We start from the raw sequence: 15,629 nt of genomic DNA, 5'->3' as shown, positions 1-15,629 counted from the left end.
AAAGGGGAGAGGACATGCGAAGGGCCGGCCCGGCTCCTCCGGACGCGCCACAGGTTCCCCGCCCGCGAATCACGGGTTTCCCCGCGTGCGCACCGTTCACGCCTCTAGGCTGCCGACGACGCCCTCGGAAGGAAGCACGTCCATGACCGATGCGCCGCTGCGAGCGGAGTTGCTCCTGGACCGCGAGGTCCCCGAAGAACTGCGCCGCGAGCTGGTCGCCGCCTTCGAAGGACTCGGCGCCCCGCCGGTCCGCGTCCGGCACACCGTCGACCACCGCGGCGCCGCCGACATCCAGTGGATCGTCCTCGCCGCGCTGCCGCTCCAGGCGTTCCTCACCGGCCTCGGGGCGGAGGCCGTCAAGGACGCGTACGACGCGTTCAAGGGTGTCGTACGACGGACCGCGCGCCCCGCGTCGCAGGCCCCCGCCGCCCCGCCCGGGGCGCGTGCGGAGGGTGCGGCGCGGCCGATCGTGCTCCAGGACGCGTCCACCGGCCTCGACATCGTGCTGGAGCCCGACCTCCCCGCCGAGGCGTACGAGCGGCTCACCGCGCTCGACCTCACGGAGTTCGCGGTGGGGCCGCTGCACTACGACCGCGACCGGGGCCGCTGGCGTTCGCTCCTCGACGAGGCCACCGGCTGACCCGGCCGCCACGGACCGGAATCGGGGGCCGAACTGTGACGACGCAGACCACGAAAGCGGACCTTTCCCAGGCCGAACAGGCGTGTGCCGACGGCGAATCGGCACTGGAACGCGGTGACGCCACCGCCGCCGAGAAGTGCTTCGCCCAAGCGCTGCGGCTCGCGGACGCGGATGCCGGGGAGGGGGACGCGCGCGTCGCCGCGCGGGCATGGACCGGAGTCGGGCGGGTGCGGCTCGCCCGTGGGGAGAGCGAGGGCGCCGAGGCCGAGTTCGAGCGGGCACACACGCTGCGTCCCTCGGCGGCCGGCCCGTTGCACTGGCTGGGCTGCGCCGCCGCGCACCGCGGCGACCTCGCGGCGGCGGAGCGCCACCTCACCGCCTCCCTCGCCTGCGCGGTTCCACACGGCCGCAGCCTCGTCCAGCGCGCCTACGTGCACGCCCGCGCGGGCAACGCGGACGCCGCCCTCGTCGACCTGCGGGCCGCGGCGCTGGCCGGCCCCCTGGACGACGAGGCCCGCTGGCTGTTCGCCGTGCTCTCCGGCCGATCCGCGCGCGAGGTGGCGCTGCGGCTGCGCAGGGCGGCCCTCGCCGCGCTCGCCCCTCTCGCCCCGCACGGGGGCTTCGGAGAGGGGGGCGACGGGGGCTGGCGGCGGGCCGGGGAGCTGCTCGCCGCCGCGCGGGGTCTCGCCCCGGGGCCCTGGCCCTCCTCCCCGCTGTACGCCGTGGCTCTGGTGCGCGGTGGGCGCCGGACCGCCGCCGCGGCGCTGTTGGACGACGCCGGCCGGGACGACCCGGCCGACCACCGGGTCACCCACACGCTCGCGGTGGGGCTCCTCAACTCGGGTGAGGGCGACGCTGGTTCGCGGTGGGAGCGGTGCGTCGCCGCATGGGCCGCGCTGCTGCACGACACCGCGTTCTGGGCGCACGTCCTGGCCTCCGCCGCCCGGCGGTACGGCGTCACCGTCGAGCCCGACCTCGTGCCCGCGCTGCGCGCCGGACTGCGTGAGGCGCTCGAACGGCACATGCCCGACGACGCGGGCACCCGTGTCGCGCTCGGACCCCTGCTCCAACGCGAGGCCGACGCGGCGAAACTGCTCGCGGCCGTCGGCGGCTTCCCGTCGACGGTGGCCGGGGGGCCGCCTCTGTTCTGCGGGCCGCTGCGCATCGCGGAGCTCGGCAGATCGGCGGAGTTCGGCGCGTTCGCGGCAGCGTGGGAGAGGGCGTTCGCCGACGCGCGGGCCCAGTCCTCCGCGTACACCGCCTCTGCGGAACCACCCTCCTCGGCCGCGACCCCAGCCGCGTACACCTCCCTCACCTACGCCTTCTCCGAACTCGGCTTCGCACGGCTCCTCCTGGGGCAGGACAAGGCGGCCGACGCGCTCGCCGCCCTCTCCGAGCTGCGCTGCCCCGGCTGCCGGGCGCGCGGCGGGCCGGGGGCCGCGGCCGTCTGCGAACCGGCGTGCGGGCGCTTCGACGAGCTGAACCCCGGATACGCCGGGGTCCCGGACAAACACCTCCGCCTCTCCCTCGACGCGCGCGGCCTCGCCCTCGAGGCACGGCTCAGCATGGGCCGGTCCGAAATGACCTCCGCGCGGCCCGACTTCGGCGCGGCGGCCGCGTACTGGCGCCGGGCCCTGGTGCACAGCAGGGAGATCGACCGGTACCGCGAGACGCAGACCGCCATCGTCGACATGGCGCTCGGCGCGGCGCGGGCGGCGCACCGCGACGGGCGGCTGAGCCTCGCCGTGGCCACGCTCGACGCGACACGTTCGGTGATCGGCGCGAACGAACGGGGCCGCCTCGAAGGGCAGTTGGCACGCGTGCTCGCCGACCGCGGGATCTCCGCGGCCAACGACGCGGAGGCGCTGCTCGACCGGCCCGCGGCCGACCTGCGCCGCTCCGTGGCGTTCAACCCGCATCTGCTGCGGACGCAGGTCAGCCTCGGCATCGTGCTGCGCGGGCTCGCCGCGGCCCGCTGGAGCTCCGGCAGCCTGTCGGGCGCGCGAGCCACCCTGCGCGAGGCGGTCGACCAACTCACCGCCGCACTGGCGCACTTCCCGGACGACCCCGACCTGGAGGAGCTGCGGGTAGCCGCCGTCGCGGACCTCGACCACGTCATGTGGCAGCCCGACGAGAGCGAGCAGTGACGCCCGTGCTCGGTTACGAGGAACTGCGCATCCGGGTCCGCCGCGTCGGCGGATCCCGCTACCTGGTGACCGCCGGCGGGCCCGCGTGCGCGGCCGAGGTGATGGCGGTCGACGGGGAACCCGAGGCGTTCCGGGAACAGTGGGACCGGCTGATCGCGGCGGAGCTCGGGTACGTGCCGATGGGCGACCAGCACACCGTGGCGCAGCTGCGGGCGCTCGGGCGCGGCGTCTTCCGGCTGCTGTTCGGGGACGCGGCGCGGGCTGAGGGCGAGAGCACGGACGAGTCCGGTGAGGACGCGGTCGGCGGGCGCGTCGGGGCGTGCGTGGACACCGCGCTCGACCGCGCCCAGGGGATGCGTCCCGCGCGCGGGCTGCGGCTCCGCTTCGACCTGCCGCCCGAGCTGCGCGACCTCCCCCTGGAGTCGCTCTGCGCGCCGCCCGGCAGCCCGCAGCAGTCGCTCGCCCTCAACCACGGCTATTCGCTGGCCCGTTCGCTCGCGGGCGGGCCCCTGGGGCAGCGGCTGCCCGAACCGGCCGACGAGCCGAGCGTCATCCGGCTCCTGGTGGTGTGCGCGTCGCCCCGCGGGCTGCAGCCGCTGCGGACCGCCCCGGAGGTCGCCGCGATCCGCAACGACCTGCCCGAAGTGGCCGTGCAGACGGTGGTGGTGGAGCGGGCGACGCGGGCGAGCCTGGAGGACGCGCTCGGCGTCCACTCCGAACTGCCCACGGCTGTCCTGGTGATCGCGCACGGGGCGTACGACGCGGAGATCGGCAAGGGCGTGGTGGCCCTGGAGACGGAGAGCGGGGGCATCGACCGCGTACCGGCGGACCTGCTCGCCGCGATCCTCCTGAAGGCGCAGCGGCTCAGGTTCGTCGCCCTCAACCTCTGTGCGGGAGCGGATACGTCACACCTGGAGCCGTTCTCCGGGCTCGCGCAGGCGCTGATCGGCGGGGGTGTGCCCGCGGTGGTGGCGATGCGGGGACGGGTGAGCGATGTGTCGGCGGGCGCGTTCGGGCCCGAGCTCCTCAAGGGCATCGCGGCGAACAAGACCGTCGACGAGGCCGTGGCCGCCGCGCGGGTGCGGATCTCGCACCTGCCGGACCACACGGCGGTGGAGTGGGCGACGCCCGCGCTGTTCCTGCACGAGGGGTGCAGGCAGGGCTGGCTGTTCAAGGCGCGCGAGGTGCGGGACGACGAGTTCGGAGCGGGTGGCTCGGCCGTGGCGGATCCGCTGCGCGAGGGCGAGGACGCGCTGCGGACCTTCCAGAGCCCCGTCGGCCACGTCGGCTCCGCGGCGCTGATCGGCGCGGCACGCTTCCAGCGCGACCTGGGGAACTGGGCGCAGGTGCAGCGCATTCTGCGGACGCCGACGCAGAGTTACGCCGACGAGCGGCGCCGGATGCGGGCCGAGGCGGCGTTCGAGCTGGCCTGGCCCGAGCTGGAGAAACTGTGCACGCTCCTCGCCGGGGAGCGGGACGCGGCGGGCACGGAGACGCAGCTCGACGTGGTGCGCGAGCTGCTGCCGGGCCCGCTGCCCGGCGCGCTCGCGGCGGAGGTCGCCGGGCTGCGCAGGCTCGTCTCGCTCGTCGACGAGGCGCGCGCGGCGGAGGCGGGGGCGGACTGGGTCACGGCCATCGCCCGCTACGAGGAGGTGCTCGCCGTGCGCCCCGGCGGGCTGCGGGACGTCACGGAACGGCTCGCGGCGGCGCGCGACGAGCTGCATGTGGCGCGCCTCTGCGCAGCGGCGGAGCGGGCGCGGGTGTCGGGCGACTGGAGCGCTGCGGCCGACGGCTACGCCGCGGTCCTCGCGCTCCGTCCCGGCCACGGCACGGCCCTCGCGTGGTCCTCGTACGTGGCCGGCCGGGCCGCCGAGGCCCGGGAGGACTGGCCCGCGGCCGAGGCGGCGTACGCGGCGTGCCCGGGTCTCGACGACGCGGCGGCGCGAGGGGCGTACGCGCGGGGGCGCGCGGCGGCGGAGGACGGGGGGTGGGCGTCGGCGCGGGACGCCTTCGCGCAGGCCGGGCCCGACTGCCGTACCTGGCAGGTGTACTGCGCCGGCCGTGCCGCGGACGCGGCGGGCGCGTGGAGCGCGGCGACGGAGGCGTACGCGGCGGCGGACGGCTTCCTGGACAGCGCGGTACGCCTCCTGTTCGCGCGGGGCCGCGGCGCGGCGGAAGCGGGCCGCCACGCCGAAGCGCTGACGGACCTGTCCTCGGCGGCCGCACAGGGCTGGGACACGGAACCGTGGCTGAGCGACCTGCGCCGCGGGGTGTACGAGGCGGCCCTGACGGCGACGGACGCCGGCGACTGGCCGACCGTGCTCACCCACCTGTCCCCGTTCCCGCCCGACTTCCGCGCCACGCACCTGCTCAGGCGCTACGCCGAGGGCCGCCTGGCGGCAGCGGCGGGCGACTGGGCGTCGGCCGCGGAGGCGTTCGGGGAGTGTGCGGGGGGCGGGAGCGGCGGCGGTGAGGGTGTCCCCGGCGACGCCGGTGACCTGTGCGCGTATGCCCAGGGGCGTCTCTGTGAGGCGCGGGGGCTGTGGGACGACGCGCTCGCGTCGTTCGCCGGGTTGCCGGGCGGGCTCGGGGACGTGGCCGACCGGGTGCTGTACGCGCGAGGGCGCGCCGCCGACGTGCGGGAGGAGTGGGACGGCGTCATCGACGGGTTCGGCCGCCTGCCCGACGGCTACGCGGACGGTGAGGTCGGCGTCCGGCGCCTCTACGCGCGCGCACGCGTCGCCGCCGACCGCCGCGGCGACTGGGCGGCGGTCCTCAGCCTCCTCACCGGCGTACCGGACGCGGCGCGCGAGGGCGCGGTGGCCGCGCTCCGCCGCAAGGCCGAGGGCCGACGCGCGGAGGAGAACGGCGACTGGGCCGCGGCCTGCGCGATCCACGGCCGGGCGTTCCCCGGGGGCGCCCCGCCGTCGCCCGCCCCCGCGCCGGGCTCCGGCTCCGAAGCCGTCTCCCTCTACCGCTACGCCCTCGCCCGCACCCACGAGCAGCGTGAGCAGTGGCAGGAAGCCGCCGACGTCTATCGGCTGATCGAGAGCGAGGACGACGCGTGGGCCGACGTCGGTGTCCGGCTGCGCTACGCACGGGCCCGGCTCGCCGAGGGTGCCGCTGACACCGGCGAGGACTGGCGGCTCGTCGTCGAGGCCTACGACGCGCTGGAGCAGGAAGACGTGCCGGGGCTGGACGTCGCCGCGCGTGGGCGGTACGCGCGCGTGCGGGCCGCCGAGGCCGAGGGGGACTGGGCCTGCGTGGCCGCCGAGGCCGACGCGCTCGGGGCGCACCGCGACGCGCCCGCCGTCGCCGCGTACGCCCGCGGCCGCCTCGCCGACGCCCACCAGGAGTGGCAGCGCGCCGCCGACGCGTTCCGGCAGTGCACGGGCCACCGGGACGCCGACGCCCATCTCGCGTACGCGGAGGGCAGGTTGCTGGAGGCGGCGGGGAGGTGGAGCGCCGCCGTCGCCGCGTACGAGAAGGCGGGCGGCGTGCTCGACCGGGCCGACGTGCGGTGCCGCAGGCTGCGGCGGCTCATCGGGCTGCTCCCCTGGGCGGACGGGCTGACCGGCGCCCCGCTGGTCGCCGACCCCTTCGCCGTGCGGGACCAGGCGTTCCCCTACCTCGCTCTGCGCGACGCCGGCGTGGACCCCGGCGCCTCCATGGACGTCGTCAAGAACGCCTCGTACGCCCTCCTCGAACGCGGCACCCTGTCCTGGCACGAGCGCGTCGCCCTGGAACGGATGCGGCTGCCGGGGCGGCGCCTCCAGCTGGACGCGCTGCTCTACCGCTGGCACTCCCCCGCCGCCCTGCGCGACGCCCTCTCCGCGCTCTCGCCGGACGAGGGCCCCGGGCTCTTGGACGCCCTGTGCGCGCGTTCCCCGCAGGACGCCCCGCTGCTGCTGCTCCTGGCGCGGGACCGGGAAGCCGCCGCCGCGGAGTGGGAGCGGCGCCTGAAGGAGGCGCCCGGCGACATGGCGGTGGTGCACGGTCTCGCCGTGGCACGGCTGTGGCAGGCGCAGGAGCTGGAGCAGAGCGGCGCGTGGGAACACGCGGTGCACGCCTGGGAGTCGGCACTCGCGTACTGGGCGACGCTGCTCAGCGACGACGAGTACTGGGACGGCTGGCGGGCCGAACGCGCGGCGGCCTACGAACGCGACCTGACGCACGACGACATGGCGTCGCTGCGCTGGGAGCTCAGCCAGCACCTCTTCGGGCAGCTGTCGGCGTACGAACAGCGCCACACCGAACAGGACCGCCCCCAACAGGCGGCGGCCTACCAGGCGTTGGCCGCTCTGCTCGAATCCGAGCTCGGTGGCGCCCGCGTCCTGAAGGACGTGGGCGGGCTGCCCTCCGTGCCGGGCTCGGGCGGCACGCTCGCGTGCGGGCCCCGCTATCTGCGGCTGCTGTGCCTGCAGGAGCCGCTCGCCGAGCTCGCCGCCACGCTCGACGCCGCCGCCCAGCAGGGCAAGGACCCGGGCGAGTACGCCGTACGGGAACTGCGTTGGGCGTTCTCGGAGTTGGCGCGCGGCTTCGCCCTCTCCGAGGTGCGGAAGTTCGAGGCCGCCCTTCGCGCGCTGCCGGTCTTCCCCACCCTGACCACGCTGCCGGACGACTGCGCCGGGCCCGCCGAGCAGGCGGCACACACCCGGACGTGCTCGCCCTGCCAGGACTTCCTGCGGCGCAACCCCGCGTACGTACGCCTCCCGAGGCGCCACGCCCGGCTCCTCCAGGACGGCGTCGAGCTCGCCGTGCAGGTCCGTCTCGCCCTCGCCAGGACGGCCCTGACGCGCGGCGACGGCGGACTCGACGAGGCCCTGGCCCACTGGGGCGAGCTGGTGAAGGTGTCCCGGAACGCCGGGATGCAGGCCCGCTCCAAGAAGGCCGTCATCCGTACCGTCCTCGGCCGTGTCGAGGCGCTCTCCGACGAGGAGGGCGTGCAGCTCGGCGGCTGCCTCGACGAGGCCGTGACGCTCGTCGAGTCCGTGATCACCGCGCTGCACCCGCTCGACCGCGAGCTGCTCAGCCAACTCAACGCGAAGCTCTCGGCGTTGCTCTCCATGCGCGGCGTGTGGCGCGGCTACACCCGCACCAAGCACGGCATGCGTTCCGACATGTACGGCGCGGAGACCGACCTGCGCCGGGCCCTCGCCCTCAATCCGGAGTCGAGCCACGCCCGCGACAACCTCGCCCGCGCCTTCGTGTTCACCCTCGACGAGCGGACGTACGAGGTCCCGGCGCGCCTGAAGCTGCTCCACGACGCGCTCGGCCTCCTCGACGTGGGCCTGGGCCAGGCGCTGACGCACCGGTACCGCGAGACGCTCGCCGAGGCGCTCGACGAGATGGAGAAGCTGCTCACCCGGCACCTCGGCGTCGAGGGCATGGGCGCCCTGATCCGCAGCGACGGCCGTGAGCCGCCGCCCGACGAGGCCGATCTCGCCTCCTGGGCCGCTGACTTGACGCGCCGGGCGGAGCGCGCGCTGCTCGACGGCGACATCCTGTGGGCGCTGCACCATCTGATCCGCGCCACCCGCGCGGAGCCCACCGACAGCCGGATCAGACAGGCCCTGCTCGACGCGGTGAACCGCTGGCTCGCCGAACTCACCCACGATGAACACGAACACGACGAGAACGAAGCAGGAGGCAGCGTCGCGTGATCAAGGACCCTTCCGCGGACGGGGCAGGCCCCTCGCAGCTCTCCCCCTACGAGCTGCTCGCCCCGGCCGGCGTCACCCCCTGGACGTCCCACAAGGACATGCAGGACGTGTCCTTCGAACTGCTCGCCCAACATCTGATGACGCCGGTCACCCAGCAGGCGTGGGACGAGCTGCGCAGCGTACGCCGCAGGCTCCTCGTCGACCTGATGCTCTACGACGTCGACCTCGCCGCCGAACTCCCCCCGGCCGTCGAGGACATCGACCGCGCGCTCGCCGCGGAACCGGACCCGCCGCAGGACGGCACCGCGGTCCGTCCGGACGACCTCATCGACCTGATCCGGTTCGATGTCTGACGCGGCCGCCCGGCTCGCGTACGAGCACGCCCGCGACCTGGCCGCCCGTGACTCCGTCCACCGCGCGCTCACGGAGCGGCTGCTGCTGCGCTGCGCCGACGCCCTCGACTCCTTCGACCGGCTCCTCGCCGACGGCGCGGCCGGCGACGTGGGCACGTACCGCAGGAGCCTGACGCTGATCGCCGGGCAGCTGGAGAGGGACCTCGCGGCGGAGGGGCTCGAACGGGTCGGGCACGTCGGCGAGCGGGCCGAGCCGGGCACGCACCACATCGAGGCCGTCCGCGCCGCACCGCCCGGTGCGGACGGCGACGAGGTCCTTGAGATCCTCCAGCGCGGGTATCGATACCGGGGGCAAGTGCTGCGCGCCGCCCGGGTGGTCGTCGCCGTCGACGGCGGCACGGAACAAGGGACGGTACGGGAATGAAGGCCATCGGCATCGACCTCGGCACCACGAACAGCGCGGTGGCCGCCCACGATCCGCACCGCGCGGACATCGCCGTGCTCACCAACAGCAAGGGCGAGCGGCTCACGCCGTCCGTCGTCGGGGTCATGCGCCGCGACGGCAAGGACCAGCCGCTGGTCGGTGAGGACGCGCTGAGCTGGGCGATCAGACAGCCCAAGGAGACCATCGTCTCCGTGAAGCGCCTGATGGGGCGGGACTTCGCGGACGCCTCGGTGGTGCAGGCACACGACCGGATGAGCTACGAGATCGTGGCGGGGCCCGACGACGACCCGCGCGCGCACGTGCTGCTCGGCGGGCGGGCCCGCACCCCGGCGGAGATCTCCAGCGTCATCCTGGACAAGCTGGTCAGGGACGCCTCGCGCGTCCTCGGCGAGCCCGTGACGCACGCCGTGATCACCGTGCCCGCCTACTTCCGCGACGCCCAGCGGGCCGCCACGCGCGAGGCCGCCGAGCAGGCGGGGCTCGTGGTCAAGAAGATCGTCGACGAGCCGACGGCGGCCGCGGTCGCCTTCGGCCTGCACAAGCCGGGCGGTGCCCGCAGCCGCGTGCTCGTCTACGACCTGGGCGGCGGCACCTTCGACATCTCGATCCTCAACGCGGTCAAGGACCAGGAGGGCAGGAGCCAGTTCCAGGTCCTGCGGTCGGCCGGCGACATCTGGCTGGGCGGGGACGACTTCGACCTGGCGATCGTGGAGCGGATCATCACGTGGATGCGCGAGCAGCACCACGTGGACCCGGCCGGCGACAAGGCGTTCCTGTTCCAGGCGAAGAAGGCCGCCGAGCGCGCCAAGCGTGAGCTGAACGACCTGCCGGAGACGTACATCGTGATCCCGGCCGCGTACAGCAGCGAGAACGGCGTCCTCGACGTCGAGATGAAGCTGACGCGCGGCGAGTTCCAGGGGATGATCGCGCCGCTGGTGGCCCGGACCATGAACCTCGTCCAGGAGTCCCTGGCCCGCTACGAACTCTCCGTCGACGACATCTCCGACGTGCTGCTTGTGGGCGGCGGCACGCTCACCCGGCCGGTGTACGAGGCCGTCGAGGCGTTCTTCGGCGCCGACAAGGTCCGCAGGAACATCAACCCGATGGAGTGCGTCGCCTTCGGCGCGGGGGTGCTCGCCGAGACGCTGCGCGGTGTGGAGTGCTCGGATCCGGAGTGCGCGAAGGTCAACGAGTACGGGGCGGACGCCTGTACGGACTGCGGCCGCAGCCTCGCCGACGGGCGCTCCAAGGGCGACACGGGGCTGTACGAGTCGACGCCGATGGCGATGGGCATCGCGGCGATCAAGGGCAGCCAGCGCGACGTGTTCGTCGAGATCATCGAGGCGGGCTCGCCCTACCCGCTCTCCGAGCCGCGTCAGCGCACCTTCCACGCCACCGACAGCCGCCGCATCCGCGTGCCGGTCTACGAGGGCGACAGCAAGGTCGCGAGCGAGAACCACGAGCAGGGCGTGGTCGAGTTCGAGCTGCCGCAGGAGATCGAGATCAACCGCCAGGTCGACGTCTCCTTCAACTACTCGGCGGACCGCATCATCACGGTGAAGATCTCCGTGCGCGGCACGGACATGGTCCTGGAGGCGACCCCCAACCGGGAGAAGCCGCGCACACCGCCGCCCGAGCCCGTCGAGGTCCTCGACAGCGCGGCGCTGCGCGAGCAGCTGGGGTACGCCGAGCGGGAGGCCGACAGCTTCCTGAAGCGGTACGGGCCGTACATCGAACCCGTGCAGGCGATGAAGGTGCGCCGCGACATCGAGCAGGCTCAGCGGGCGGCCGCGATGGGCGACAGCGGCGAGTACAAGCGGCTCACCGAACTGCTGCTCGACGACATGTACCGGCAGTGCGGCCTCGCGAGCCAGTTCCGGCAGGCCGAGCTGGCCTCGGAGGGCGCGCCGCCGGAGACGGTCCGGCGCATCAACGAAGCGGTCGAGTACGTGAAGCAGGCGCACCGGCAGGGCAACAGCGTCGGCACCGCCCAGCAGGCGCGCAACCTCGTGAACCTGGTGGCGGTCGCCCAGTCCGAGCGGGCCGTGCCGACGCTCCCCGACCGGCCCGACTACGAGGGCATCCTCCGCTTCGCGGAAGAGACGGCGGGCGGATGACACAGGCACGGCCCGCGCGGGGGGCGCCGGCTCCCGTCAGCCTCGGCATCGACTTCGGCGCCACGGGCATCCGCGCGCTCTACGCGCCGCCGGACGGGCCGGGGCGGCGCCTCGACGCGGAGTGGGGCGACGGGCCGTGGCTGCTGTGCGAGCAGGCCGAGACCGGCGAACTCCCGGTGACCTTCCCGAGCCTCAAGAGCCGTCTGGGCAGCGGGCGTCCGGTGCACATCGGCGGCAAGCCGGTCGACGCGGACCGGGTCGTCGTACGCCTCCTGCGGTCGGTGCGCGAACGCGTGGAGGCGGCGACGCGGGGCCGGGTGGCGCAGACCGTGATCAGCGTGCCCGCGCGCTTCGGCTCGGCCCAGCGTGCGGCGCTGCGGGACGCGGCGCGCGAGGCGGGCCTCGACCCGACGCGGCTCGTCAGCGACTCCATGGCGGCGGTCATCGGCCACATGACGGAGCGGGACAGCGGCACGTGCCTGGTCTACGGCATGGGGTACGAGGGGTTCGAGATCGGCCTGGTCCGCAGCGTCCGCGGGCACTTCCGGTCGCTCGGCTACGAGGGCGGGGCGACGTCGGGAGGGCGGGCGTTCGACGCGGAGACGCTGTCGTCGGCGGTCCGGCTGCTGCGCAGGCACCGTGGCGCGGGCTCGGTGCACGGGATCGACGCGGCGGTGTGGCAGGGGCTGCGGGCGCGGGGGCAGGAGGCGCGGGAGGCGCTCGGGGTGCCGGGCGGCCCCGAGGCGGCGGTGCTCGACCTGGAGCTGGGGGCCGGGCCCGCGCTGTGGGTGCGGTTCGCGCGGCCCGACCTGGACGCGTACATGGAGCGTCATGTGGGGCGCACGCTCGACCGGGCGCGGGCGCTGCTCGACCAGTCGGGGATGACACCGACGGACGTCGACACGCTGCTCCTCGTCGGCGGCAACACCCGTATGGAGCAGGTGCGTTCGCGGGTCTCCGCCCTCATCGGCGGGGAGAGCGTGCAGGCGCCGCCCGAGCTCCTCGCGCTCGGCGCGCTGAAGCACGCGGTGCGGCTGGCGGGCGGCGCGGCGTCCTCGGGCCCCGCGACCCTGGAGGAGGGGCCGCTGGAACCGGACGCCGCCGCCCAGGACACCCTCTCCGACGCGCCTCCGCTCACGGCGACGCTGGTGGGGGCGGAGGGCCCGGGGGGCGGGGCGCGGGATGTGGAGGGGGCGCGGCGGCTCGTGCGGGAGGGGCGGGAGGAGGAGGCGGCCGCGGTGCTGCGCGGGGTCATCGCGGAGGCGCAGGAGCTGCTGGACGGCCTGACCCGGCGCGGGTCGCGGCCGCGGTCCCTGCCTTCGCGGCCGGATCCGGCTCCGGTCTCGGCTCAGCGGTTGTCGCCGTCCGCGCCCGAACCCCCGACCGGCCATGCGCCTCCCCCCGCGGCGGTCCCGGCCCCCGCACCCGCGCCCGTTCTCGACTACACGTCGCAGCGGCAGATCTCCCGCGCCCGGGCCCTGCTCTCGCTCGGCCGGTACGACCACGCCGTACAGGCCTCGCACATCGCCTGGCAGGACGCGGCGACCCGGCCCGCCGGGGCCGACATGCTGGACGCGATGATCGACGTGCACTGCGCGGCCGCGATGGCGGACATGGCGCCCGAGCACTTCGCCGACGCGGAACAGTGGCTCAACTGTGCGTACAACCACGATCCGACGAACGTCCGGGTCCGCGGGCTCCTCGCCGAGCGCACGTTCCGGCACGCCGTCGAGCTGGACCGGCGCGGGGAGAGGGATGAGGCGATTGAGGCCCTGGGCAAGTGCCTCACGTGGGACCCTGAACACGCCGACGCGGATGCGCTGTTGCGGCGATTGAACCGTGGCGGAAGGAACCGGCGCGGCAGGGGGGACGTCCTCGGACAGAGGCCACTCGAACCGCCCCAGTGAAGCGTCCCGCAAGTCAGGGAGGGAACCGTTTGACGCCCGCACAACTGCTCGACAAAGCCTTGATCGTCAAGGAGTTGCGGCGGCTTGCGGCCCTGCCCGCGCTGACGCCGCGCTCCGCCGAACTGACCGTGCTGCACCAGGACTTGAGCGGTTCGAACCAGCTCGACCGATGGGCGGAGCTCGACCTCGTCCAGGCCTACGTGCGCCCCGAGACCGTCCGTACGAACGCCGACCCGGCGTCGGGCCGGCACGACCGCCTCCTGGAGGCCGCGCTCGGAGTCCTCGTCTTCATCCCCCTGCTGATCACCTGGTTCGGTCTGCGGGAGGCGGTGCGGGCGTACGGGGAGCTGGCCGAGGACAACCCCGACCAGGCCACGCGCCCCTTCCTCCAGCTCTGGCAGTCCGGCTTCGGCGGGCACCTGGCGTCGTCCGGGCGCTTCGAGAACGTGGCCCTGATGGCGGTCCTCCTGATCGCGCTGCTCGTGGGGCTCTCCGTGTGGCACGCGCGCGTGCGGGTGCGGACGGAGCGCGCCGAGGACGCGCGGGAGGCGGAGCGGGAGCGGCTCCTCGCCGAGCTGGCGGCGGTGCTGACGCGCACGCAGATGCTGCTCGCGTCGCACCGCAGCGCGTCGCCGCAGCAGTTCACGGCGGAGCTCACGAAGGCCGCGCTGAAGATGCAGCAGGTGACGACCAAGGCGGAGCGCAGCCACAACGCGCTGACCGGTGCGACGGCGTCGGTGGCCCAGGCCGCCGACGCTCTCAGGCTGGCGGCCCAGTCCGTCACGAAGGAGGTGCCGAAGCTCGGTGACGCGGCGGACCGCATCAACACGACGCTGCGCAACGGCACGGAGGAGACCGCCAAGGCGGGCCGGGCCAACGCGCAGGCGGCGCGCGGCATCGTCGATCACGTCAAGACGGCGGGCGACACGGTCGAGGCGTCCCTCAAGGCACTGGTCGCGGCCCAGCAGTCACTCGTGACGAAGTCCGAGTCGGTCGCGAAGGCGACGGAACTGGCGTCGCAGGCCCTGGTGACGAGCGCGGGCCGCACGGGCGACGCCGTGGACGGCATGCGGGAGGCCACGGAGCGCTGGGACGCGGCGGCGGCCCACTGGCAGGACGCGGCGGCCCGCCTGGACGCCCGCATGGCCACGCTGACGGGGGCGCTTCCGGTGCAGACGCCGGTGCCCGTGCCGGTGAGCGGGGGGTACGGCTCCGCGAACGGGGCGTACGGCGTGGGCAGTGGCTCCGCGAACGGCCTCCACGGCGCGGGAGGCGACACCGCTGCCGGCGGGTACGGCACGGGTGGTGGCTCCGCGAACGGGGCGTACGGCGTGGGCAGTGGCTCCGCGGTCGGCGCGTACGGTGCGGGCGGCGACACCGCGGCCGGCGGGTACGGCACGGGGGGCGGCTCCGCGAACGGCCCCTCCGGCACGGGTGGCGACACTGCGTCCGCCGGGTACGGCACCGGCGGCGGGCACCGCACCGGTGACGACACCGCTGCCGCCAGGCATCGCACCGGCGACGGCTCCGCGAACGGAACGTATGACCACGGCGGCTCCGCAGCCGACAGGCGCGGCACGGGCGGCGGCTCCGCGGTCGACGCGTACGGCGCGGGCACTGGCTCCGCGGTCGGCGCGTACGACACCGGGGGCTCCTCCGCGGTCGGTGCGTACGACGCCGGTGGCTCCTCCGTGGCCGGTGGGCGACCGTCCCACGAGACCTCCGCGCATACCCCCGCCGCCGCTGCCCCGGAGAGTGCCCCCGCTCAGGACGCGCCCCTCGATCCCCCCGCCGACGCCCCCCTCGACGCGCCGACCACACGGTTGCCGCCGCCCCGGCCGCGGAGCGGAGGGAGCGCGTGAGTCGAGGGCGGGAGGAGCGGCGGCGGCGCGGAGGGCGGCCCGGGGTCGTCGTGCTCGCGGGGTGGCTCTTCGCCGACCTGCTCCTCGTACTCGCTCTCGTGTCGATGGCCGACCGCCCCGACCCCAAGCTGAACGACGGGCCCGAACCCGGGCCGTCGAAGACCGAGACGACGGAGCCCCCCACTCCGACGGCGCCGCGCTCCGTGGACCGTCACCCCCAGGAGTTCGAGGTCGCGGGACGGAAGAAGGGTGACCTCGTGAAGCAGATCGCGCAGGACACCCGCAAGTGGTCGGGCCGCGAGGCCGCGCTCGTCCTCACCTTCGGCGGAAGCTCGAACGGCACGGTCTACGCCCATCGCGTCAACGGACTCCTCGGCAAGGCCCGTCCCGAGATGTTCACCAGGAAAACGGCGACGGACGACTACCACGCCCTCGGCAAACGCGCGGAGACCGCCGTGGTCCGCGTCTACTTCTACACCGCCCCGGGCGGCTGAG

The 15,629-nt window shown here is 75.0% G+C and carries 9 protein-coding genes; all 9 read left to right on the top strand.

Annotated elements, in window-relative coordinates; translation table 11 throughout:
• Positions 1-142: 142 nt before the first annotated feature.
• From AC07DO_RS16535 to AC07DO_RS16495, 9 genes are read left to right on the top strand one after another with little or no spacing between them, the layout of a single operon-like run.
• Positions 143-640 carry a hypothetical protein gene (locus tag AC07DO_RS16535; protein WP_479060214.1) on the top strand — a complete coding sequence of 166 codons (498 nt, stop codon included), beginning with the start codon at positions 143-145 and terminating at the stop codon, positions 638-640.
• A 35-nt stretch (positions 641-675) separates the two neighbouring features.
• Positions 676-2,787 (top strand): tetratricopeptide repeat protein, encoded by a 2,112-nt coding sequence (locus AC07DO_RS16530; RefSeq protein WP_479060212.1) that lies wholly within the window; start codon positions 676-678, stop codon positions 2,785-2,787.
• Positions 2,784-8,450 (top strand): CHAT domain-containing protein, encoded by a 5,667-nt coding sequence (locus AC07DO_RS16525; RefSeq protein WP_479060210.1) that lies wholly within the window; start codon positions 2,784-2,786, stop codon positions 8,448-8,450. The genes AC07DO_RS16530 and AC07DO_RS16525 overlap by 4 nt, the downstream gene beginning before the upstream one ends.
• A complete protein-coding gene (locus AC07DO_RS16520) occupies positions 8,447-8,803 on the top strand; it encodes a hypothetical protein (protein WP_479060209.1) in 357 nt (118 codons plus the stop codon). The genes AC07DO_RS16525 and AC07DO_RS16520 overlap by 4 nt, the downstream gene beginning before the upstream one ends.
• Positions 8,796-9,227 carry a nucleotide exchange factor GrpE gene (locus AC07DO_RS16515; protein ID WP_479060208.1) on the top strand — a complete coding sequence of 144 codons (432 nt, stop codon included), beginning with the start codon at positions 8,796-8,798 and terminating at the stop codon, positions 9,225-9,227. The genes AC07DO_RS16520 and AC07DO_RS16515 overlap by 8 nt, the downstream gene beginning before the upstream one ends.
• Positions 9,224-11,365: an Hsp70 family protein gene (locus AC07DO_RS16510; protein ID WP_479060207.1), complete on the top strand. Its 2,142-nt coding sequence runs from the start codon at positions 9,224-9,226 to the stop codon at positions 11,363-11,365. Before AC07DO_RS16515 ends, AC07DO_RS16510 begins: the two co-directional genes overlap by 4 nt.
• Positions 11,362-13,272, top strand: a complete 1,911-nt coding sequence (locus AC07DO_RS16505) for an Hsp70 family protein (protein ID WP_479060206.1) — start codon at positions 11,362-11,364, stop codon at positions 13,270-13,272. The genes AC07DO_RS16510 and AC07DO_RS16505 overlap by 4 nt, the downstream gene beginning before the upstream one ends.
• A 29-nt stretch (positions 13,273-13,301) precedes the next feature.
• Entirely contained in the window at positions 13,302-15,134 is a 1,833-nt protein-coding gene (locus tag AC07DO_RS16500; protein ID WP_479060205.1) for a hypothetical protein, read from the top strand.
• A complete protein-coding gene (locus AC07DO_RS16495; protein ID WP_479060204.1) occupies positions 15,131-15,628 on the top strand; it encodes a hypothetical protein in 498 nt (165 codons plus the stop codon). Before AC07DO_RS16500 ends, AC07DO_RS16495 begins: the two co-directional genes overlap by 4 nt.
• Position 15,629 lies beyond the last annotated feature (1 nt).

This window comes from Streptomyces sp. NPDC045678 (assembly GCF_056432085.1).
The sequence above is the reverse complement of the archived record's forward strand: the minus strand, read 5'-3'. Positions and strand labels throughout refer to the sequence as shown.